Below are 19,199 nucleotides of genomic sequence, written 5' to 3'. Positions count from 1 at the left end.
CAAGTCGTGGCACGGTACCCCCTTTGGCGTTACGGCTTGAGCCTGTTCAGCAGCTCGTGATTGCGGCAGTATTCAGGTGTGTCGGGCGCTGTCAGGTTCTTGGCCAGAAAGGCCTTGCAATGGCCCGGATTCGGGCATTCCGTACACCGCAATACCGCGTCCGAGATTTCGTCGAACTGTAAGGCCCCTTCGATGGCAACTTCTTGCAAATCTACGCCCAGCGTCGTGGCCATCCGATCTACAAGGTCGGCGTGACGTCGCAGCGTTTCACGATCAGACATGCGGTTTCCTTTTCCATTCACTCTATGGAAAGAGTAACGCATGCCCCGCACAGTGCCCTTGACTCAGGTCAATGCCCGGTTGCCAGCTGGTCCAGATAGGCCCGCGTGGCGTCCTGCACGCGGCGAAAGCGGTCCCCGCCCAGCTTCTTGCCACCGTACCAGCGTGTCACGATGATTACGTGATCCGTCAGCTCAGCCCGCTCCATCATCCGCAAAATGACCATTGCCGCGCCAGACTCTCCGTCATCAGCCTTGAGCGCACCGTTTGGCAAGATGGCCGCCCACGTGTTGTGAGTTGCCTTCGCATATGCCTTGTCGGATTTCAGTTCCGCCAGCACCGCATCGACATCAGCACGACTGGTGACCCCCGCGCCGGTCACAGCATATTTCGACCCGCGATCACTGAGAACGACACCCAATCGGGTTAAGTTGACCATTACCGTAATCCCAGTTCCCGCGCCGTTTGCAACACAACTTCGACCCGCTGGGCATTGGGAGGGTGCGTGGCAAGGAAACGATCACCCGGATCAGGAATGCGTTGGAAGAAAGCCATCCCGGCCAGCGGGTTATACCCCGCCGCGTAAGTGATCTGTGTCCCCAGACGATCCGCTTCCAATTCGAACTCACGCGTGTAGTTCTGCACCCCGACCTCAGCGCCCAGCGCCTGTGCGCGCTCAATACCTGCATCGTCCGCGCCCTGATTGCGCGCGAGTTCACCGAATATCCGCGCGCTCTCTTTGGCGTTCTGCGCCTGCCGGGCGATGTGACCCAAAATATGGTGGGCGGCCTCATGGCTCATGACAAAGGCCATCTCGTCCGCGTTCTGCGTTGCATCGATCATCGGCTGTGTAAAAACGACTAGCGGCCGCCCATCCTTGTCCAAGGTCTGAAACGCATTCGCTGGGGCCTTTGACGAGAGATCAACCAAAATCACAAAATCACAATTGGCAGTCCTCGATTGGCGGCGGCATTCCCGGCTTGCGGTCGTTCCGACAGCCCGGCTGACCTGCTCGAATACGCGCGCCCTGTCCTTTTGTTCTGATGACGATGGCTGCCATTGATCGGCCGGGATCGCGATAACAGGCGACATATCGCAAGCCGCCAACAGCATCACCAGCAACAGGGCAAGACGGCGCATTCACATTCCTTTCGGTCACTCTGTCGGCAGACAAGCATAGCGCGGCATTTAAGGCCGGGCCACAGCCGATTACAGCTTGCAACGGGTTGCATTGCGATCTTATGCCCTGCACTCTGCACATATGTTTTCAATTGAACACGAATTCGACTCGACGGTGATTACGCTGGTGGACGAAGGCGCAAAGCCTTTGCAAGAGGATGTCGTCATCAACAACTTCGCTGAATGCGTCACACTTGAGCAGTTGGACCCGCGGACCGATCAGATCCAGAAGATTACCCTGTCACCAGAGCAGGTACGCGATCTGGCCGCTGCGCTGGATTTGCCCGAGGGCGTTTATCAGATACGTGAGTCCGAGAGCACCAAAGACTAATGGTTCCTTTTGGATCTTGCGTCTGATCACAAGCAGCAATTCAGATTGAATTTGTCGCCTTTTGATGAGCGGTTTGCCCTTGAAAGAGAACGGCATGCCTCCGACATACAGACTGCCATGTGAAGGAAGTTAACATATGACCCTGAAGAACCAAGCTGCGCTGGATTTTCTGCACGCGCGCCGGTCTCGTCCGGCCAAAACGCTGGTAGCCCCGGCCCCAACCCGGGAAGAGCTGAGGCCGCTGCTGACTGCTGCAGCGCGCAGCCCGGACCATGGAAAGCTGGAACCCTGGCGTTTTGTTGTTGTCGAGCATGGGGCCATGCAACGCCTTGCAGATCTTACAGAAACTTGTGGTCTCACCTTGGGAAAATCGCCCGAAGATATCGCCAAGGCGCGCAGCCAATTCGAAATGGGCCATTTGGCGGTTGCTGTTATTGAGGTGCAGAAACCTTCTGACAAGATACCGGCAATTGAACAGACCTATTCAGCGGGTGCGGTATGTCTGGCTCTGCTGAACGCAGCGCTGGCCGCAGGTTGGGGGGCCAATTGGTTGTCCGGCTGGCAATCTCATGATCGCGAGTTTTGCGAACAGGGGCTCGGCTTGGCCGAAAACGAGAAGATTGCAGGCTTTATCCATATCGCAACCGAAGGTACGACCCCTCCCGAACGACCGCGCCCCAATGTGGCGGCACTAACCCAATGGGTATCCGAATGATCATCATCCAGTCGTTTCTACAGGCGCTGGGACAGATCGGCGACCCAAGATTCCGCAAGGTACTTCTGTTGGGTGTTGGCCTGACATTCGCGTTGTTGGTGGCTGCCTATGCCGGATTTTTGTGGCTGATCAACGCGCTGGTCGGCGATCAGGCCACCTTGCCAATACTGGGTGAGGTGACATGGCTGAACGACCTGCTCAGCGTGTCATCATTCCTGCTGATGATGGTGCTGTCGGTGTTTCTGATGGTCCCCGTTGCGTCAGCCATCACCTCGATGTTTCTGGATGAGGTCGCACAGGCGGTTGAGGATAAGCATTACCCCGGTTTGCCGCCGGCTCAGCGCATCCCCTTTGGCGATGCGCTACGGGATACGCTCAGTTTTCTGGGAGTACTGATCGTTGCCAACCTGTTGGCATTGATCCTCTATGCACTCTTCACGCCATTCGCGTTGTTTATCTTTTGGGGTATGAACGGGTTTCTTTTGGGGAGAGAATATTTCACCCTGGCTGCGATGCGCCGACTGGGGCGCGAGGGGGCGCGAAAGCTGCGCGCGAAGCACGCGACAACCATTTGGGTCGCCGGTATTCTTATGGCGGTCCCGCTCTCTGTTCCATTGGTCAACCTGTTGATCCCGATCCTAGGAGCGGCGACCTTCACGCATATTTATCACGGTCTGTCGGGTAGCCGAACCTGAGCTACTCGCGCGGTTCCAGTTGGTTCAGCCAATCGAAATCGCGCACGCTGATTACGCCGGAGATAATGATGCCTGCAATGATCGCCCACAGCACCACCGATATCCCGGTGGTAATCCACAGCTTCTTCTTCATGTGATGGACTTCCGGCGCACCCGCATGAGTACCCGGAACAATATCCCCCAGATCCCCCTGCGTTTTGATGCGCACAGGCAGAACAATCAGCAAGGTCAGAAACCAAATTACAGCGAAAAGAACCAAGGCGGCGGTAATGGTCATCGACTTCAGACCTGCTCCAGCTCAACGAGGCATCCGTTGAAATCCTTCGGGTGCAGGAACAACACCGGTTTGCCATGCGCTCCGATCTTGGGTTCACCCGATCCCAGAACGCGCGCACCGGTCTCTTTCAGATGATCGCGGGCCGCGATGATATCCTCGACCTCATAGCAGACATGGTGGATGCCGCCTGATGGGTTCTTTTCCAGAAACCCGTTGATCGGGCTGTTCTCACCCAGCGGATATAGCAATTCGATCTTGGTGTTGGGTAGTTCAATAAAGACCACGGTGACCCCATGATCCGGCTCATCCTGTGGAGCGCCGACTTTGGCGCCAAGCGCATTGCGATACTGGGCCGATGCGGCCTCCAGGTCGGGAACAGCAATGGCTACGTGGTTCAGGCGACCAATCATGGGACTCTCCTTCCTTCTGCGTTGCAGCGGTTATGGGGGCAGTATACCCAAAGGACAAGTGCGCCAAATCGTCGTTAACCCTGTATTAGCCAGAAGTTCCTAGCGTGAGGCATCTGCTAAACAGGAGTTCTGCCATGGACGATTCGGGACCTTTCGCCTCTCCAGCGCTGGCCACCAAGATGCGACCGCTGCTGGGCCAAACAATCCTTGTGGTCGAAGACAGCCGCTATGCATGCGATGCAATACGATTGATGTGCTTGCATAGCGGTGCGCGTATCCGTCGTGCGGATTGTCTGAAATCAGCGCGGCGCCATCTGCAAATCTATCGTCCCTCGGTCCTGATCGTCGATATGGGTCTTCCAGACGGGTCCGGCGCTGACCTGATAGCCGAAATGACTCACGCTGTACCCCGCATCGGTGTCATTCTCGGGCTGTCTGGCGATGACAGCATGCAGGTTATCGCCAGACGCGCAGGTGCAGATGGGTTTCTGGCCAAACCCCTGACCTCGGTCGCTTATTTCCAGACCTCGATACTTGAACTTCTGCCCGAAGATCGCCGCCCAGGAGGTCTGGATTCCGTCAGGGATAACATCGTTCAGCCCGATCCGCTGGCCTATCGGGACGACATGGCCCATATCGCCGACGTGCTTACCGGCCCCACTGATCAGCGCACATTGGATTATGCGGTACAATTCCTGCAAAGCGTTGCGCGAGACGCCGAAGATGCCGAAGATACTGTGCTTGCCGAAGCAGCCCGGGACCTTGCCCAATCTCGTGCGCGGGGGACACCGGTCATCGCCCAGGCCGCACGGATTGCGGGTCTGGTTCAGGATCGGCTCGAACGGCAAGAGGCGATCTGAGATGCTGACCGCTTACTTTATTACCGCATCGATCCTTTGCATCTGGGTCTACCGCCTGACACGACAGACGGCCAAGAGCATCCGCAATCGTCGGGATGCCGCAAATCCACTGGATTGAGCTGAGCTTGTTTTAAGCCCACCACGCAACTCAGATTTGCGTGGCGCGGAGAATACAACGAAAGTATTGCACTGCCCCAAACGTAAACCGCCCGCTCAGGGCGGGCGGCTAGATTTAGTCTTGCGGGATGATCCTTAGACCCAGTTCCATCAACTGATCCGAGGTCGGATCGGATGGCGCGTCCATCATCAGGTCTTCAGCGCGCTGGTTCATCGGGAACATCATGACTTCGCGGATATTAGCCTCATCCGCCAATAGCATCACGATCCGGTCGATACCTGCGGCACAGCCCCCGTGCGGCGGCGCGCCGTAATGGAAGGCATTGAACAGTGCGCCAAAGCGGGATTTCACTTCGTCCTCACCATAGCCCGCCAATTCAAAGGCTTTCAGCATGATCTCGGGTTTGTGGTTCCGGATGGCACCCGAAACCAATTCGTAGCCGTTACAGGCCAGATCATATTGGTACCCGCGTACGTCCAGAGGGTTGCCCTGCAAAGCTTCCATCCCGCCCTGCGGCATCGAGAAGGGGTTGTGTTCGAAATCAATCGCACCGGTTTCTTCGTCCTGCTCGTAGATCGGGAAATCGACGATCCAGGCAAAGGCAAAGCGGTCTTTCTCGGTGAGATTCAGTTCATCTCCGATCACGTCACGGGCCTTACCGGCCACCTTCTCAAAGGCTTTTGGCTTACCACCCAGGAAGAACGCGGCATCACCGACGCCCAGACCCAATTGCTGACGGATCGCCTCGGTGCGTTCGGGGCCGATGTTCTTGGCCAGTGGACCTGCGGCCTCCATACCCTCGCCCTGATCACGCCAGAAAATGTAACCCATACCGGGCAGACCTTCTTTCTGGGCAAAGGCGTTCATGCGGTCACAGAATTTGCGGCTACCGCCGGTCGGTGCTGGGATGGCGCGGATTTCGGTGCCTTCCTGCTCCAACAGCTTCGCGAAAATCGCGAAGCCAGAACCGCGGAAGTGGTCAGAGACCACTTGCATCTTAATGGGGTTCCGCAGGTCAGGCTTGTCGGTGCCGTACCACAGGGCTGAGTCCTTGTAGGAAATCTGCGGCCACTCCTGATCGACCTTGCGCCCGCCCCCGAACTCTTCAAACACACCGGTCAGCACGGGCTGGATGGTGTCGAACACATCCTGCTGCTCGACAAACGACATCTCTAGATCGAGTTGATAGAAATCGGTGGGCGATCGGTCTGCACGCGGGTCTTCATCGCGGAAGCAGGGTGCAATCTGGAAATACTTGTCGAAGCCCGACACCATGATCAGCTGTTTGAATTGTTGCGGGGCCTGCGGTAGGGCGTAGAACTTGCCCGGATGTAGTCGCGAGGGGACCAGAAAGTCGCGTGCGCCTTCGGGCGACGATGCGGTAATGATCGGTGTCTGATATTCACGGAATCCCTGATCCCACATCCGGCGGCGCATGGATGCGACAACGTCCGAGCGAAGGGTCATGTTTTGCTGCATCGCCTCGCGTCTTAGGTCGAGGTAGCGATAGCGCAGACGTGTTTCCTCGGGGTATTCCTGATCGCCGAACACCATCAACGGCAATTCGTCGGCAGCACCAAGAACCTCCAGCTCACGCACATAAACCTCGATCTCGCCTGTCGGCAGTTTCGGGTTAATGAGATCAGCGTCGCGGGCCTTGACAGTGCCGTCGATGCGGATGCACCACTCGGACCGTACCTTTTCCAGTTCAGCAAATGCCGCACTATCGCCGTCGCACAAAACCTGGGTAACACCGAAATGGTCGCGCAGGTCGATGAACAGCACGCCGCCGTGATCTCGGACACGATGCACCCAACCGGACAGGCGGACGGTTTCACCGACATTGGCGGCGGTCAGAGCGGCGCAGGTGTGGCTGCGATAGGCGTGCATGGATCATATCCCTTCGGGCGCAGAATTCGTCGCGCCGATACACCCCGTCAGGCTTGGAAAGTCAAGGCGGGTCGCGCCGTCAAAACGGCCTTTGCACGTTGCCCGAGTAGAAATAGACGCCCAGCCCTGCCGCAAAGATAATATTACCGGCAATTGCATGCAGAAGAACTGCGTAAAAGAATGATCCGCGCTTGCGGTAGGCCCAGGTGAACAGGAGGCCTCCGACGAAAGTCATGATGGCAACGACCCAGCTCCAGTACATGAGGTGCGCAAGCGAAAACAGGCCAGCGTTCAAAAGGTATGCGGCCCGCCCTTCAGGTAGGATCGCGTGATAGCGTCGGAAAAAGAGAGAGCGGAAAAGCAGCTCTTGTGGCAGAGCGGATAACAACGGGTAGCCGATACAGATGAATATCAACATCTCTGGCCGATGCAGCAGCAAAACAAAGGCTGCATCCGGTCGCGCCCACAGCACCAGGGCGGAACAGAAGGCAGCCATGAACAGGGTAAATACAAAGACTTCGGTCCACGACCAGTTTCGCCAGCCATACCGAAGCTCCGCCCAGGAAAAACCGGGCGTATCTTGCAGCAGCAGTATGCCCAGTCCGGTAAACGCAAAAAGCGAGGGGAACATCCAGTTTGGCGGGAACATTGTCGCGATGGCTATGGGAACCGCCACAAAGAAGAGCACAAACTCAATCCTGAGGCGTGAGTTGGTAACAGGGGTCTCCACCCATTCGGTATTTTTGCTCAAGGTGCCACAAGCTCCGCACGGATCAGCCCCCGAAGGGAATTTCCACAGTGGATAGATTGCGCGTTTTTTAGATCGGTCAAGGTCAGAACGGATTCGGTAACTTCTTTATTATCCAACAATTCCTCGCGCAAAACCCCGGGAAGCAATCCGCATTGCAGTGAGGGCGTCAGTCGTCTGCCGTCGGGCATGGTCAGGAACAGGTTCGTGATAGTTCCCTCGCAAAGCTCATCCCGTTCGTTCAAAAACAAAAGCTCATCAACACTTAGCGGCAAGCCCGCCCGCGCCATGTCATAGACGGCCCGTCGGGTCGTTTTGTAACCCAGCCAGATATCCGATGATGATAGTCTCTGTTTGGCCAAATCCACACGCCAGACGGACGGATTGGCAGCCAATTCTCCGGACGTCAGTTCAAATTTGCCATCCGCGTCCAAGGTCAAACGGCAGCGCAATGCAATCTCACCCAAACTCGCATCCAAAATCGTCCAAGCGGCGGTTCGGTCAAAATCAATGCCGAACTTCTGTGCTGTGCGCGCCATGCGGGCCAAATGACGATCAAGCCTGACGAACCCCTGCCCCGGCCTGTAGGCCAAAGTTTCGATCAGACGGAAATCAGGCTCAGTTGGTTGGCGAAGCGGGCTTTCCATAGCGCCTCCTCATATTCCGATGGCGCGGTGCTGTCCCAGACCAGCCCGCCGCCTACGTTAAGGGTCGCCTTGCCACCTTCAACCATGAGGGTCCGGATGGCCACGTTGAATTCCGACCGACCGTCCGGGGCCGCCCAACCGATGGTTCCGCAATAAACTTCGCGAGGCCAAGGTTCCAGTTCGGACAGGATCTCCATCGCGCGAATCTTTGGCGCTCCGGTGATTGATCCGCACGGGAACAGGGCGGTCAGAATATCAGAAAGGCCTACGCCAAGGTGTAACTGCGCCTGCACAAGCGAGACCATCTGATGGACAGTCGCATAGGTCTCAACCTTGAACAGCTCGGGTACTTTCACCGATCCGGCCAGCGCGACCCGGCTAATATCGTTGCGCAGCAGATCGACGATCATCAGATTTTCGGCCCGGTTCTTTTCATCCGAAGACAGAAAAGCGCGTCGACGCTCGTCTTCGACCGGGTCCTCACTGCGCGGTTGAGTTCCCTTCATCGGGCGCGTTTCGATCCGGCCCTCGGCGTCGGTTCGGAAAAAAGTTCCGGCGAACGGCTCAGCAGATCAGGCAGCCCCTCCTGCTCAACCAAGGCGCCGTGGCCGACGGGTTGACCAGCCGCAAGCGCCGCATAAAGCGCGACGCTGTCTCCGGTTACATCGAGATCAATTGGGAAGGTCAGATTTGCCTGATAAATGTCACCCGCACCAATCGCCTCATGCACTGTACGAAAGGCCTGCGTATATCGCGCCTCGTCCCAGCGGGGCTGAAACGCAGTGACACTGCCCGACGCCTTTGGCAGTCCAACGCGATCCGGTGCGTCAAACACACCGAAACACAGTAGTGGCAGGCGTCGTCCTTCTGGCAGCCGGTCTGCCAGACAGGGTTCCAGCACGTAGCCCAGTTCATAACTTGCGTATCCTGCCAGCCAGGCCCCATCCGCGCGCGCCTGATCCAGCGCCGCCAGAGCCTGGGGCACCTCCGCCGCGTTATCCGCGCGGATAATCCGGGACGGACGCTCAAACCGGGTTCCGCGCCCAGCTGGTCCTTGATCGAAACGAATACGCAATTGCATCCTCATTTGCCGTGCTGCGCGGTATAGAGAATAGCGCGCCAAGGGAAAGAGGGGAAAGCGGCAATTTCAAACCCGTTTCCGATACCTCTTGCACCTTTTCGCGCGGTCCCTATAACGCAGGACAATTTGGGCGCTGGGGCGGTGCCCTGACTCGCGGACAATTGAAGGGGCCAAGCCATGCCGAGAAGAACCGACATCCAGTCGATCATGATCATCGGGGCAGGCCCCATTGTTATCGGTCAGGCCTGCGAGTTCGACTATTCCGGCGCTCAGGCGTGTAAGGCGCTGCGCGAGGAAGGCTATCGGGTCATTCTGGTGAACTCGAACCCTGCAACGATCATGACCGACCCGGGACTAGCCGATGCGACCTATATCGAGCCGATCACGCCCGAGGTTGTCGCCAAGATCATCGAAAAAGAACGCCCCGATGCCCTACTGCCCACTATGGGCGGACAGACCGGCCTGAACACCTCGCTGGCGCTGGAAGAGATGGGCGTGCTGGATAAGTTCAACGTCGAGATGATCGGCGCCAAGCGAGACGCGATCGAAATGGCCGAAGACCGCGCCCTGTTCCGCGAGGCGATGGATAGGTTGGGCATCGAAAACCCCAAGGCCGAGATCGTGACGGCCCCCAAGGATGAGAACGGCAAGAAAGATCTCGACGCCGGTGTGGCACTGGCGCTTGAAACCCTCGAAACAGTTGGTTTGCCCGCCATCATCCGCCCCGCCTTTACGCTGGGCGGCACCGGCGGCGGTGTCGCATATAACCGCGAGGATTATATCCATATTTGCCGCTCGGGTATGGATGCGTCCCCCGTCGGTCAGATCCTGATCGATGAAAGTCTTCTGGGGTGGAAAGAATACGAGATGGAGGTGGTGCGCGACACCGCTGACAACGCCATCATCGTGTGTTCCATCGAAAACGTCGACCCGATGGGCGTGCATACCGGTGACTCGATCACCGTGGCCCCTGCCCTGACGCTGACCGACAAAGAATACCAGATCATGCGCAATCACTCGATTGCCGTGTTGCGCGAAATCGGCGTCGAAACCGGCGGCTCGAACGTGCAATGGGCGATCAACCCGGTAGATGGCCGCATGGTAGTGATCGAGATGAATCCGCGTGTATCGCGCTCTTCTGCGCTGGCCTCGAAGGCGACCGGTTTCCCGATTGCCAAGATCGCCGCAAAACTGGCCGTTGGGTACACGCTGGACGAGCTGGACAATGACATCACCAAGGTCACCCCGGCCTCGTTCGAGCCGACCATCGACTATGTTGTCACCAAAATCCCGAAATTTGCCTTTGAGAAATTCCCCGGTTCGGAACCCTATCTGACCACCGCCATGAAGTCGGTGGGTGAGGCCATGTCCATCGGCCGCACCATTCACGAATCGATGCAAAAGGCTCTGGCCTCGATGGAGTCGGGTCTGACAGGCTTTGATGAGATCGAAATCCCCGGTCTGAACGTCGGAGTATGGGAAGAAGCCGACGACAAGGCCGCCGTGATCAAAGCAATCAGCCAGCAGACCCCCGATCGTCTGCGCACAATCGCGCAGTCTATGCGTCACGGTCTGACCGACGATGAGATTTTCGGTGTCACCAAGTTCGACCCATGGTTCCTGGCTCGCATTCGCGAGATCATCGAGGCCGAGCGCACCGTGCGTAAAGACGGCTTGCCGGTAACCGAAGACGGTATCCGCAGGCTGAAAATGCTGGGCTTCACCGACGCGCGTCTGGGCAACCTGACCGGCCGCGACGAAGACAATGTTCGCCGCGCCCGCCGCAATCTGGGTGTGAACGCCGTCTTCAAACGCATCGACACCTGTGCGGCTGAGTTCGAGGCGCAGACCCCCTATATGTACTCGACCTACGAAGCCCCGATGATGGGTGAGGTCGAATGCGAGGCACGTCCAAGCGACCGCAAAAAGGTCGTCATCCTTGGTGGTGGTCCGAACCGGATCGGCCAGGGCATCGAGTTCGATTACTGCTGCTGCCACGCCTGTTTCGCGCTGACCGAAGCCGGATATGAGACCATCATGGTCAACTGCAACCCCGAGACGGTCTCAACGGACTATGACACCTCGGACCGTTTGTATTTCGAGCCGCTGACCTTCGAACACGTCATGGAAATCCTTACGAAGGAACAGGAAGCCGGCACGCTGCATGGAGTGATCGTTCAGTTTGGCGGGCAGACCCCGCTGAAACTGGCCAATGCGTTGGAGGCTGAAGGTATCCCGATCCTCGGTACCACGCCCGACGCGATCGACCTCGCCGAAGATCGTGAGCGTTTCCAGGCGCTGGTCAATGAACTGGGCCTGAAGCAGCCCAAGAACGGCATCGCCTCGACCGACGAAAAGGCGCTGGAGATTGCCGAAGATATCGGCTTCCCGCTGGTCATCCGCCCCTCCTATGTTCTGGGCGGCCGCGCGATGGAAATCGTGCGCGATATGGATCAGCTACGCCGCTACATCAATGAGGCCGTAGTGGTATCCGGCGACAGCCCGGTTCTTCTGGACAGCTATCTGGCCGGTGCGGTCGAACTGGACGTGGACGCGCTGTGCGACGGTAACGACGTGCATGTTGCAGGCATCATGCAGCACATCGAAGAGGCCGGCGTGCACTCGGGCGACTCGGCCTGTTCGCTGCCGCCTTATTCGCTGTCGAAAGAGATCATCGAACAGATTAAGGATCAGGCGTTCAAGCTGGCCAAGGCGCTGAATGTCGTCGGCCTGATGAACGTGCAGTTCGCCATCAAGGATGACGAGATTTACCTGATTGAGGTCAACCCTCGTGCCAGCCGCACCGTGCCTTTTGTGGCCAAAGCCACTGACAGCGCGATTGCCTCTATCGCTGCGCGTGTGATGGCCGGTGAGAAACTGGCGAATTTCCCGAAACGCCCCCCTTACAAAACTGTCGATGACACCAAAATCGCTGACCAGATGACGCTGGCCGACCCCGACATGCCATGGTTCTCGGTAAAAGAAGCCGTTTTGCCTTTCGCCCGCTTCCCCGGCGTTGACACCATCCTGGGCCCTGAAATGCGTTCGACCGGAGAGGTCATGGGCTGGGATCGCGACTTCCCGCGCGCTTTCCTTAAAGCACAAATGGGGGCCGGTATGGTGCTGCCCAGCGCAGGTCGTGCGTTTATCTCGATCAAGGATGCTGACAAAGGGCCGGATATGCTCGAAGCAGCGCGTGTTCTGGTTGAGCAAGGCTTTGAGCTTGTTGCGACCCGCGGCACACAAGCCTGGCTGACTGAAGAAAGTGTGCCGTGCGGCGTGGTCAACAAAGTGTACGAAGGCCGCCCGGATGTGACCGACCTGATGAAGGACGGCGGCGTGCAGCTGGTCATGAACTCGACCGAAGGCGCACAGGCGGTGGAAGACAGCCGATCAATCCGGTCGATCGCGCTGTATGACAAGATCCCCTATTACACCACAGCCGCAGCAAGCTATGCCGCCGCGCTGGCGATCAAGGCGCAGGCCGAAGGCGATGTTGAGGTGAAATCGCTGCAGGGCTAAGCCCGGCAACGGTATGAATGAATGGACCCCGGTCTCGGCCGGGGTCTTTTTTCTTCCCCTCCTTGCCCATCGCCCACATGATGGGCGGGGAAGGAGTGCTCATGGACCTCTACACCACATACGGAAGCAACGACCTGCCGCGGGCTATCCGCTTTTATGATGCGATCTTCGCAGTTCTTGGTCAGCCACGCCTGCCCGGATGGATCGACGGATGGGCTGGATGGGGAACCGACCCCGACAGCGGCACCGGGTTTTGGATCTGCAGACCTTTTGACGGAGCCCCCGCCAGTACCGGCAATGGCACGATGATCGCCTTTCCCGCTCAGAGTGCCGTTCAGGTTCGGCATTTCCATGCCACGGGTCTGGAAAACGGCGGCACGGATGAAGGCAAACCGGGCGTCCGACCTCATTACGAGCCCGGATTCTATGTGGCCTATCTGCGCGACCCCGATGGCAACAAGCTATCCTGTTTTTATTGCCATTATGATCCAAAGGAGGATTCGGGCGGATGATCAACCAGCAGCCAGACGTCGCTTTTCTTCACGGTTGAAAAACAACATGTAGAAGACAGGTGCGGCAACCATGGTCAGGATCGTGGCAAAGGCCAGACCGCCCATGATCGTGACTGCCATGGACACAAAGAACGCATCCGTCAGAAGCGGTGCCATCCCCAGAATCGTCGTGATCGCCGCCAACATTACCGGGCGCAGACGCGAGACAGAGGCTTCAACAATCGCAGGACGCAGGGCTTTACCAGTAGCGCGGACCAGATCGATTTCTTCGACCAGTACGATGCCGTTCTTGATCAGCATCCCTGACAGACTTAACAGCCCCAATAGCGCTGTGAAGGTGAAGGGCAGGCCTGTTCCAAGCAGACCGATAACTACGCCATTTACGGACATCGGGACCAGTAGCCAGATAATGACCGGTTGCCGGATTGCATTGAACAGCAATACAGAAATCAACACCATAATCAGCAAGCTCAGCGGCAACTGCCGCCCAAGGCTGGCCTGCGCGTCGCCTGAATCCTCGAACTCGCCCCCCCATTCCATACGATAGCCGATCGGCAGTTCCATCGCTTCAATGGCACTGCGTACTTCGGAGTGGACCTGCGCGGCGGTCATGTCAGGGGGGATGTCTGCTCCAACAGTGATGGTCAACACCCGGTCACGGCGATGAACCAGCGTATTGAGCGCCTTGTAGTCGAAGCCGTCCACCATCTGCTCGATTGGAACGAAACGTTCCGACTGATCGGAGTAAACCACCTGATCGACGATCGAATAGTCCCCATCCGCCGGACGGCGCAGGATGATCGGGATCTGGCGGTCTCGCTCGCGCAAAACGCCGCCCGTGATGCCATCGGTCGAAAATTGCAACGTAGCCGCAATGTCTTCGCGCGATACGCCTGCTGTTTGGGCGCGCTCCGTGGCATAGATCGGCTGCACGGCCAATTCCTGCTCACGCCAGTCGTGATGCACATGTAGCGCATTCGGAGATGCGGCTGACATGCGCTGTACCGCTTCTTCGGCCAGTTGACGCAGAACAACCGGATCACTACCCGAGAACCGAGCCTGGATTGGATCGCCGCCACCGGGACCAAAAATCAGGCGTTTGGTTCGGAACTCGCCTTCGGGGAACTGGGCTGAACCGAACTCCTCAAGATCGGCTTGCAAGGCAGGAATGTCGTCCAAAGCCTCGGTGCGGATGATCATATGTCCATAGCTTGGGTTTGGCTTCTCGGCAGCGTAGGTCAACATGAACCGCGTGGCACCCTGCCCGACGAATGTGGCAACCGAGACGACGTCATCACGTTCGGCCAGCCAGTCCTCGAATACGGCCATATCTTCCGCCGTGCGGGCGATCGGCGTGCCTTGTGGCAGCTTGTAGTGCACGAAGAACAACGGCGTGTTCGAGTTTGGGAAGAATTGCTGTTTCATCAGTCCAAAGCCCGCAAAACAGACGACTGTGACCCCGATCAACCCGGCCACTACCAGCCATCGGAACCGAAGCGCCCAGTTCAGGATTGCACCGTAGACGCGGAACAGGGTGCCGCCATAGGCATCCACCTCACCCTCTTTGCCCTGCTTGAAGAAATAGTGCCCAAGCAAAGGTGTCACCGTGATGGCCAGAACCCAGCTCAGCAGTAGTGAAATGCCGATCACGGCAAATAACGAGAACAGGAATTCCCCGGTCGCGTCAGGACTGAGCCCGATCCCGGCGAAAGCCATGATCCCGATCACCGTCGCGCCCAGAAGTGGGATCTGCGTTTTTGACGCAACCTCTTCCGCAGCATCGCGCGAGGATTTTCCCCGCAACATCGAAATCTGCATTCCTTCGGCCACCACGATGGCGTTGTCGACCAGCATCCCCATGGCGATGATCAGAGCGCCCAGCGAGATCCGTTCCATCTCGATCGAGAACATCGACATGAAGAGCAAAGTACCCACAACGGTCAGCAACAAGGTGGACCCAACGACAATTGCGGCACGCCAGCCCATGAAAATGCCCAGAACCGCAACAACGATGCTGACTGACATGGCGAGGTTCAGCAGGAAGGCGTTCGAGGCCTCATCGACAACAACATGCTGCTGATAGATGGGCAGGATTTCGACACCAAAGGGGATTTCGGAATCCAGTTCGGCCAGTTTGGCATCTGCACGCTGCCCGACTTCGACGATGTTTTCAGTGGCCAGCCCAGCGATACCCAGCGTGAAAGCTTCAGCGCCGTTGAATCGGATCATGATATCGGGATCATTCTGCCGCCCGCGATAGACATCTGACATATCAAACAGATTGATCACCTGCCCCTGCGATCCAACCGACAGGCCGGCGATCGCCGACACGCTGTCCGAGCCCTCGGCCGTCAAGATCGTGGTGCGGTCACTATTGGATCTCAGCGAACCCGAAGCGTTGACCGAGTCTGCGTTTGCGATAGCTTCGTTGATCGCCTGCAGCGGAACGTTCTGATTGACCGAGATCGACAGGTCCGGCTCAATAAAGATCGCCTCATCCGGCAAGCCCTGAACCTCGACATCTGCAACACCGCTTACCGTCAGCAATTCGCGGCGAAGGAAGGTCGCCAGTTCGTGCTTCTCGGCGTCAGAAAACCCTTCTGCCGTAACGGCATAGAACAGGCCGAACACATCCCCGAACCCGTCATTCACATAAGGCGCACCCACGCCCGAAGGCAGACCGCGTGCTGCATCGCGCACCTTGGCGCGCAGACGGGTCCAGATGTCGGGCAACTCACTGCCGTCATAGGTGGATTTAATCTCAACCTCGATCAGCGACTGTCCCGGCTGGTTGACCGAGGTGATGACATCCACCTCGCCCATCTGCTGAATGGCAGATTCCAACGGTTCTGACACCTCCAGCGCCACCTGTTCGGCAGTCGCACCGGGATATTGCGTGGCGATCACCGCCTGTTTGATGGTGAAGGCCGGGTCTTCAAGGCGACCTAGCGACGTGAAACCCCAAATGCCGCCGAACAGGGCAATCAGGATGAACAGCCACGTATAGAGAGGCCGGTCGATCGAAGCGCGTGCGATGCTCATGAAACCGCCCTCAGTTCGAGAAGCCGACAAAGCGGCGGACAGTTTGACCATCGGACAATGCACCCCCACCGGCGACGACGATTTCGTCTCCATCCATCAGGCCGGTGAGCACGCGGACATCGCCGCTCTGCGTAGGTTCAACAGTCACGGGAACCCGGCGGACGGTGCCTTCGTCGGCGCCAGCAGGCGAGAAGACCAGAACGCCCAGCGCGCCGCTGGCATCAGCAACTACAGCCGTTGGCGGGATGATGATACCGGTGCGTTCATCCTGCACCTGCACCGTGACGGTCACGGAGGAACCGGGAAGAATCTGCAATCCCTCGGGCGGTGTCAAACCGAACTGGATGCGAAAGGTCTGGCCCACGCTTGAGGATTCAGCATCGAATTCCCTTATTTCCAGCGGAAAGATCTCATCGCTGACAGGGAACTTGGCAGTAATCGTGATGTCGTCCTGCTGTCCGGACCGCTGAAATAGGATTTCGGGCACATCCACCTCAATACGCAGTTCAGACATATCGTGAATCCGCACGATCGGAGTACCCGCAGAAACAGTTGTAAACGCCTCAACTGCACGGCTTGAAACCAGCGCGTCGAACGGAGCGGTCAGCGTCGCATGTTCCAACTCATATTCTGCATCTCGAACCGCAATCGCAGCCAGTTGCGCAGCTGTTTCGGCATCATCGACGGCAACCTGGCTGGCTGCGGTTCCACGCAGACGCGACAGGCGGGCGAGTGTTCGATCCGCCTGATCTTTTTGCAAGCGCGTCCGGTCGCGCTGCAGTTCGAACGGTTCCTGATCGAGGCGGGCAATCAACTCACCCTTTGGGATTACAAAGCCTTCGGTCACAGGCATCTCAACGATCTGCCCTGCGACCTGAAACGCCAGATCAACGGTCTGACGAGCGGCGATCCGACCAAAGAATTGGCGCGAAAAGCCGGGAGAGGTTTCGCTTACCTGCATCAGTTTCACAGGCTTGGCAGGCTCTTGCGCCATGGCAGGCGCAGTCAACAAGGACAGTGCGAGGCAAACAGAGGTCAGGAGTTTCATTTCGTCAATCCCTCGGGAATTCCGGTTTTCAGAATGTTGTCACGGATTTTGTGAGCCAGCCGTGCGAACTCGGCGGTTTCTTCGGTGTTCAGACCCGATGCGCTGTGGAAAAGCTCACCCGCCACGGCCACCAGCATATTGCGGGCCTCTTCGCCCTGTTCGGTCAGCACCAAAAGCCAGGCGCGACGGTCTTCGGGATCACGCTGTCGGGTCAGGTGCCCCGCCAGTTCAAGTGCATCGGCGGTCGCCGTAATCGTTGACGGCACTGTCAACATATCTGCGGCCAGCACTCCCATACGTTTGGGCACATCGAGCTTGATTAGCATGTGGCATTCCTGATGGCTCAGGTCTGTTTCGATGCTGTCAAAGCTCTCTTCCAGTTTCCAATAAAGCGCGTAGACCCCCATCATCGCCTGAATCTCAGGGCTGAGGCGTCCTAACCGCATGCTGATATCGTCTGACATGAATCTTTTCCGTGCGAGTCGCGGCGAAATATACTTCGAATTTTGAACTATTCAAGTTATGAAGCGAGAGGCGGTGCATTCCCTTAGGTCAACACGTCTTGATCAATACGAATAGGGACTGCATTTTGTGCAGATCATGAACTCAGGGCCAGCCATGTACACTCCTGCCATCACCGGGACCGGTGTCTTTACACCAGAAAACATAATCACCAACGCTGAACTGGTGGAAGCGTTCAATGCCTATGCCGACCGGATGAACGTCGAAAACGCGGATGCGATTGCAGCGGGCGACATGGAACCGATGCAGCATTCCTCGGAAGAGTTCATCCTGAAGGCCTCAGGGATCGAGAACCGGTATGTGATGGACAAGACCGGTGTTTTGAACCCCGAGATCATGCATCCCGCGCTGCGCCAGCGTAGCGACGACGAGCCTGGGATCATGACCGAGATGGCGGTGGATGCGTGCCTTAAGGCGCTAGCACAAGCGGGGCGCAGCGCCGAGGATGTCGATTTGGTGATCTGCGCCGCTTCGAACCATGAACGTGCCTATCCTGCAATTGCCATCGAGATTCAGCAGGCATTGGGGATCAGCGGATTCGGGTTTGACATGAACGTGGCCTGTTCCTCGGCCACATTCGGCATTCAGGCGGCGGCGGATATGGTGCGCTCGGGCTCGGTCCGGGCGGCGCTGGTCGTCAACCCCGAGATCTGCTCGGGTCATCTCGAGTGGCGCGACCGGGATTGCCATTTCATATTTGGCGATGTCGCGACCGCGACGCTGATCGAGCGGATCGAAGACGCCCAAGGCCCACATTTCGAGATTGTCTCGACCCGGTGCGCAACTGCGTTTTCCAACAATATCCGCAACAATAACGGCTTCCTCCGCCGATCGCGCCCCGATGGTCTGGTGGATCGCCGCGACATGCAGTTCATGCAGAATGGTCGCAAGGTGTTCAAAGAGGTCCTGCCCATGGTCAGTAAACATATCAGTGACCATATGGAGGCAGAGGGCATCAGTAGTGATGATCTAAAACGCCTCTGGCTGCATCAGGCCAACAAGACGATGAACGACTTCATCGGTAAGAAGGTTCTGGGGCGTGAGCCAGAACCGGGTGAGCAACCCAACATTCTGCAAGACTACGCCAATACCTCATCCGCCGGGTCGATTATCGCCTTCTCAAAGCATTCCGATGATCTGGATGCGGGCGATGTGGGCCTGATTTGCTCGTTCGGAGCCGGGTATTCGGTGGGTTCTGTGATCGTCAAACGGCATCAATAAGCGCGCGCCTTAACTGCGCTGCTGGAATCGCTGCAAGACCAAACCGCTTTCTCAAGAATTATTCAGACGGGCTCAACCGCTCCTTCATCTCTGACCGACACA

Annotated in this window: 18 protein-coding genes and 1 pseudogene; 7 read left to right on the top strand and 12 right to left on the bottom strand. The window is 57.6% G+C overall.

Going from position 1 to position 19,199, the window contains the following annotated elements:
• Positions 1-29 precede the first annotated feature (29 nt).
• The 3 genes from AC1DFB_RS02375 to AC1DFB_RS02365 all read right to left on the bottom strand — a co-directional run bounded on the left by AC1DFB_RS02375 (position 30) and on the right by AC1DFB_RS02365 (position 1,419).
• Positions 30-281, bottom strand: a complete 252-nt coding sequence (locus AC1DFB_RS02375) for a DUF6455 family protein (protein WP_170420623.1) — start codon at positions 279-281, stop codon at positions 30-32.
• Positions 282-349: 68 nt separating this feature from the next.
• A complete protein-coding gene (locus AC1DFB_RS02370) occupies positions 350-718 on the bottom strand; it encodes a YigZ family protein (protein ID WP_170392333.1) in 369 nt (122 codons plus the stop codon).
• On the bottom strand, positions 718-1,419 hold the full coding sequence (locus AC1DFB_RS02365) for a M48 family metallopeptidase (RefSeq protein ID WP_170420619.1): 702 nt from the start codon (positions 1,417-1,419) through the stop codon (positions 718-720). Before AC1DFB_RS02365 ends, AC1DFB_RS02370 begins: the two co-directional genes overlap by 1 nt.
• A 121-nt stretch (positions 1,420-1,540) precedes the next feature.
• On the opposite strand from AC1DFB_RS02365, the gene AC1DFB_RS02360 reads away from it, so the two are divergent.
• The 3 genes from AC1DFB_RS02360 (at position 1,541) to AC1DFB_RS02350 (ending at position 3,199) form a co-directional block, all read left to right on the top strand.
• Positions 1,541-1,789: a hypothetical protein gene (locus AC1DFB_RS02360; RefSeq protein ID WP_170392337.1), complete on the top strand. Its 249-nt coding sequence runs from the start codon at positions 1,541-1,543 to the stop codon at positions 1,787-1,789.
• Between the two features lie 136 nt (positions 1,790-1,925).
• Complete coding sequence (locus tag AC1DFB_RS02355; protein ID WP_480922052.1) at positions 1,926-2,504, top strand: nitroreductase family protein; 579 nt, start codon at positions 1,926-1,928, stop codon at positions 2,502-2,504.
• Positions 2,501-3,199 (top strand): EI24 domain-containing protein, encoded by a 699-nt coding sequence (locus AC1DFB_RS02350; protein WP_170401754.1) that lies wholly within the window; start codon positions 2,501-2,503, stop codon positions 3,197-3,199. The genes AC1DFB_RS02355 and AC1DFB_RS02350 overlap by 4 nt, the downstream gene beginning before the upstream one ends.
• Before the next feature lies 1 nt (position 3,200).
• Here AC1DFB_RS02350 and AC1DFB_RS02345 read toward each other — a convergent pair whose 3' ends face one another.
• Together AC1DFB_RS02345 and mce are read right to left on the bottom strand one after the other, a co-directional pair.
• Complete coding sequence (locus AC1DFB_RS02345; protein ID WP_170392343.1) at positions 3,201-3,476, bottom strand: DUF1467 family protein; 276 nt, start codon at positions 3,474-3,476, stop codon at positions 3,201-3,203.
• 5 nt (positions 3,477-3,481) lie between these two features.
• On the bottom strand, positions 3,482-3,886 hold the full coding sequence (mce, locus tag AC1DFB_RS02340; protein ID WP_010441821.1) for a methylmalonyl-CoA epimerase: 405 nt from the start codon (positions 3,884-3,886) through the stop codon (positions 3,482-3,484).
• A gap of 134 nt (positions 3,887-4,020) precedes the next feature.
• Between mce and AC1DFB_RS02335 the strand changes: the two genes are divergently transcribed.
• The gene (locus AC1DFB_RS02335; protein ID WP_480922051.1) at positions 4,021-4,746 is read left to right on the top strand and encodes a response regulator; all 726 of its coding nucleotides are present in this window, start codon (positions 4,021-4,023) and stop codon (positions 4,744-4,746) included.
• A gap of 232 nt (positions 4,747-4,978) precedes the next feature.
• On the opposite strand, the gene aspS is transcribed toward AC1DFB_RS02335, so the two are convergent.
• The 4 genes and pseudogenes from aspS to AC1DFB_RS02315 form a co-directional block, all read right to left on the bottom strand.
• Positions 4,979-6,754, bottom strand: coding sequence for an aspartate--tRNA ligase (gene aspS, locus AC1DFB_RS02330; RefSeq protein ID WP_480454147.1), 1,776 nt, complete (start codon positions 6,752-6,754; stop codon positions 4,979-4,981).
• A gap of 79 nt (positions 6,755-6,833) precedes the next feature.
• The gene (locus tag AC1DFB_RS02325; RefSeq protein ID WP_480752377.1) at positions 6,834-7,505 is read right to left on the bottom strand and encodes a CPBP family intramembrane glutamic endopeptidase; all 672 of its coding nucleotides are present in this window, start codon (positions 7,503-7,505) and stop codon (positions 6,834-6,836) included.
• Entirely contained in the window at positions 7,502-8,149 is a 648-nt protein-coding gene (locus tag AC1DFB_RS02320; RefSeq protein ID WP_480922050.1) for an aminotransferase class IV family protein, read from the bottom strand. Before AC1DFB_RS02320 ends, AC1DFB_RS02325 begins: the two co-directional genes overlap by 4 nt.
• Positions 8,104-9,230, bottom strand: a pseudogene (locus AC1DFB_RS02315) (aminodeoxychorismate synthase component I). The gene AC1DFB_RS02320 and the pseudogene AC1DFB_RS02315 overlap by 46 nt, the downstream one beginning before the upstream one ends.
• 177 nt (positions 9,231-9,407) lie before the next feature.
• On the opposite strand from AC1DFB_RS02315, the gene carB reads away from it, so the two are divergent.
• A complete protein-coding gene (carB, locus tag AC1DFB_RS02310; RefSeq protein ID WP_480922049.1) occupies positions 9,408-12,752 on the top strand; it encodes a carbamoyl-phosphate synthase large subunit in 3,345 nt (1,114 codons plus the stop codon).
• A gap of 101 nt (positions 12,753-12,853) precedes the next feature.
• Positions 12,854-13,264 (top strand): VOC family protein, encoded by a 411-nt coding sequence (locus AC1DFB_RS02305; RefSeq protein WP_480922048.1) that lies wholly within the window; start codon positions 12,854-12,856, stop codon positions 13,262-13,264.
• Here AC1DFB_RS02305 and AC1DFB_RS02300 read toward each other — a convergent pair whose 3' ends face one another.
• From AC1DFB_RS02300 to AC1DFB_RS02290, 3 genes are read right to left on the bottom strand one after another with little or no spacing between them, the layout of a single operon-like run.
• Entirely contained in the window at positions 13,265-16,306 is a 3,042-nt protein-coding gene (locus tag AC1DFB_RS02300; protein ID WP_170625207.1) for an efflux RND transporter permease subunit, read from the bottom strand.
• A 10-nt stretch (positions 16,307-16,316) separates the two neighbouring features.
• A complete protein-coding gene (locus tag AC1DFB_RS02295) occupies positions 16,317-17,354 on the bottom strand; it encodes an efflux RND transporter periplasmic adaptor subunit (RefSeq protein WP_170392359.1) in 1,038 nt (345 codons plus the stop codon).
• Positions 17,351-17,818, bottom strand: a complete 468-nt coding sequence (locus tag AC1DFB_RS02290; protein ID WP_170420601.1) for a MarR family winged helix-turn-helix transcriptional regulator — start codon at positions 17,816-17,818, stop codon at positions 17,351-17,353. Before AC1DFB_RS02290 ends, AC1DFB_RS02295 begins: the two co-directional genes overlap by 4 nt.
• 154 nt (positions 17,819-17,972) lie before the next feature.
• On the opposite strand from AC1DFB_RS02290, the gene AC1DFB_RS02285 reads away from it, so the two are divergent.
• Positions 17,973-19,097, top strand: coding sequence for a beta-ketoacyl-ACP synthase III (locus AC1DFB_RS02285; RefSeq protein WP_480922047.1), 1,125 nt, complete (start codon positions 17,973-17,975; stop codon positions 19,095-19,097).
• Positions 19,098-19,199: the final 102 nt, after the last annotated feature.

The sequence above is a fragment of the Ruegeria sp. S84 genome (assembly GCF_056583445.1).
This window is presented reverse-complemented; position numbering and strand designations above follow the sequence as displayed.

Coding starts and splice junctions, on each gene's coding strand:
- AC1DFB_RS02375 (WP_170420623.1), bottom strand. CDS start 281: ATGTCTGATCGTGAAACGCTGCGACGTCACGCCGACCTTGTAGATCGG.
- AC1DFB_RS02370 (WP_170392333.1), bottom strand. CDS start 718: ATGGTCAACTTAACCCGATTGGGTGTCGTTCTCAGTGATCGCGGGTCG.
- AC1DFB_RS02365 (WP_170420619.1), bottom strand. CDS start 1,419: ATGCGCCGTCTTGCCCTGTTGCTGGTGATGCTGTTGGCGGCTTGCGAT.
- AC1DFB_RS02360 (WP_170392337.1), top strand. CDS start 1,541: ATGTTTTCAATTGAACACGAATTCGACTCGACGGTGATTACGCTGGTG.
- AC1DFB_RS02355 (WP_480922052.1), top strand. CDS start 1,926: ATGACCCTGAAGAACCAAGCTGCGCTGGATTTTCTGCACGCGCGCCGG.
- AC1DFB_RS02350 (WP_170401754.1), top strand. CDS start 2,501: ATGATCATCATCCAGTCGTTTCTACAGGCGCTGGGACAGATCGGCGAC.
- AC1DFB_RS02345 (WP_170392343.1), bottom strand. CDS start 3,476: ATGACCATTACCGCCGCCTTGGTTCTTTTCGCTGTAATTTGGTTTCTG.
- mce (WP_010441821.1), bottom strand. CDS start 3,886: ATGATTGGTCGCCTGAACCACGTAGCCATTGCTGTTCCCGACCTGGAG.
- AC1DFB_RS02335 (WP_480922051.1), top strand. CDS start 4,021: ATGGACGATTCGGGACCTTTCGCCTCTCCAGCGCTGGCCACCAAGATG.
- aspS (WP_480454147.1), bottom strand. CDS start 6,754: ATGCACGCCTATCGCAGCCACACCTGCGCCGCTCTGACCGCCGCCAAT.
- AC1DFB_RS02320 (WP_480922050.1), bottom strand. CDS start 8,149: ATGGAAAGCCCGCTTCGCCAACCAACTGAGCCTGATTTCCGTCTGATC.
- carB (WP_480922049.1), top strand. CDS start 9,408: ATGCCGAGAAGAACCGACATCCAGTCGATCATGATCATCGGGGCAGGC.
- AC1DFB_RS02305 (WP_480922048.1), top strand. CDS start 12,854: ATGGACCTCTACACCACATACGGAAGCAACGACCTGCCGCGGGCTATC.
- AC1DFB_RS02300 (WP_170625207.1), bottom strand. CDS start 16,306: ATGAGCATCGCACGCGCTTCGATCGACCGGCCTCTCTATACGTGGCTG.
- AC1DFB_RS02295 (WP_170392359.1), bottom strand. CDS start 17,354: ATGAAACTCCTGACCTCTGTTTGCCTCGCACTGTCCTTGTTGACTGCG.
- AC1DFB_RS02290 (WP_170420601.1), bottom strand. CDS start 17,818: ATGTCAGACGATATCAGCATGCGGTTAGGACGCCTCAGCCCTGAGATT.
- AC1DFB_RS02285 (WP_480922047.1), top strand. CDS start 17,973: ATGTACACTCCTGCCATCACCGGGACCGGTGTCTTTACACCAGAAAAC.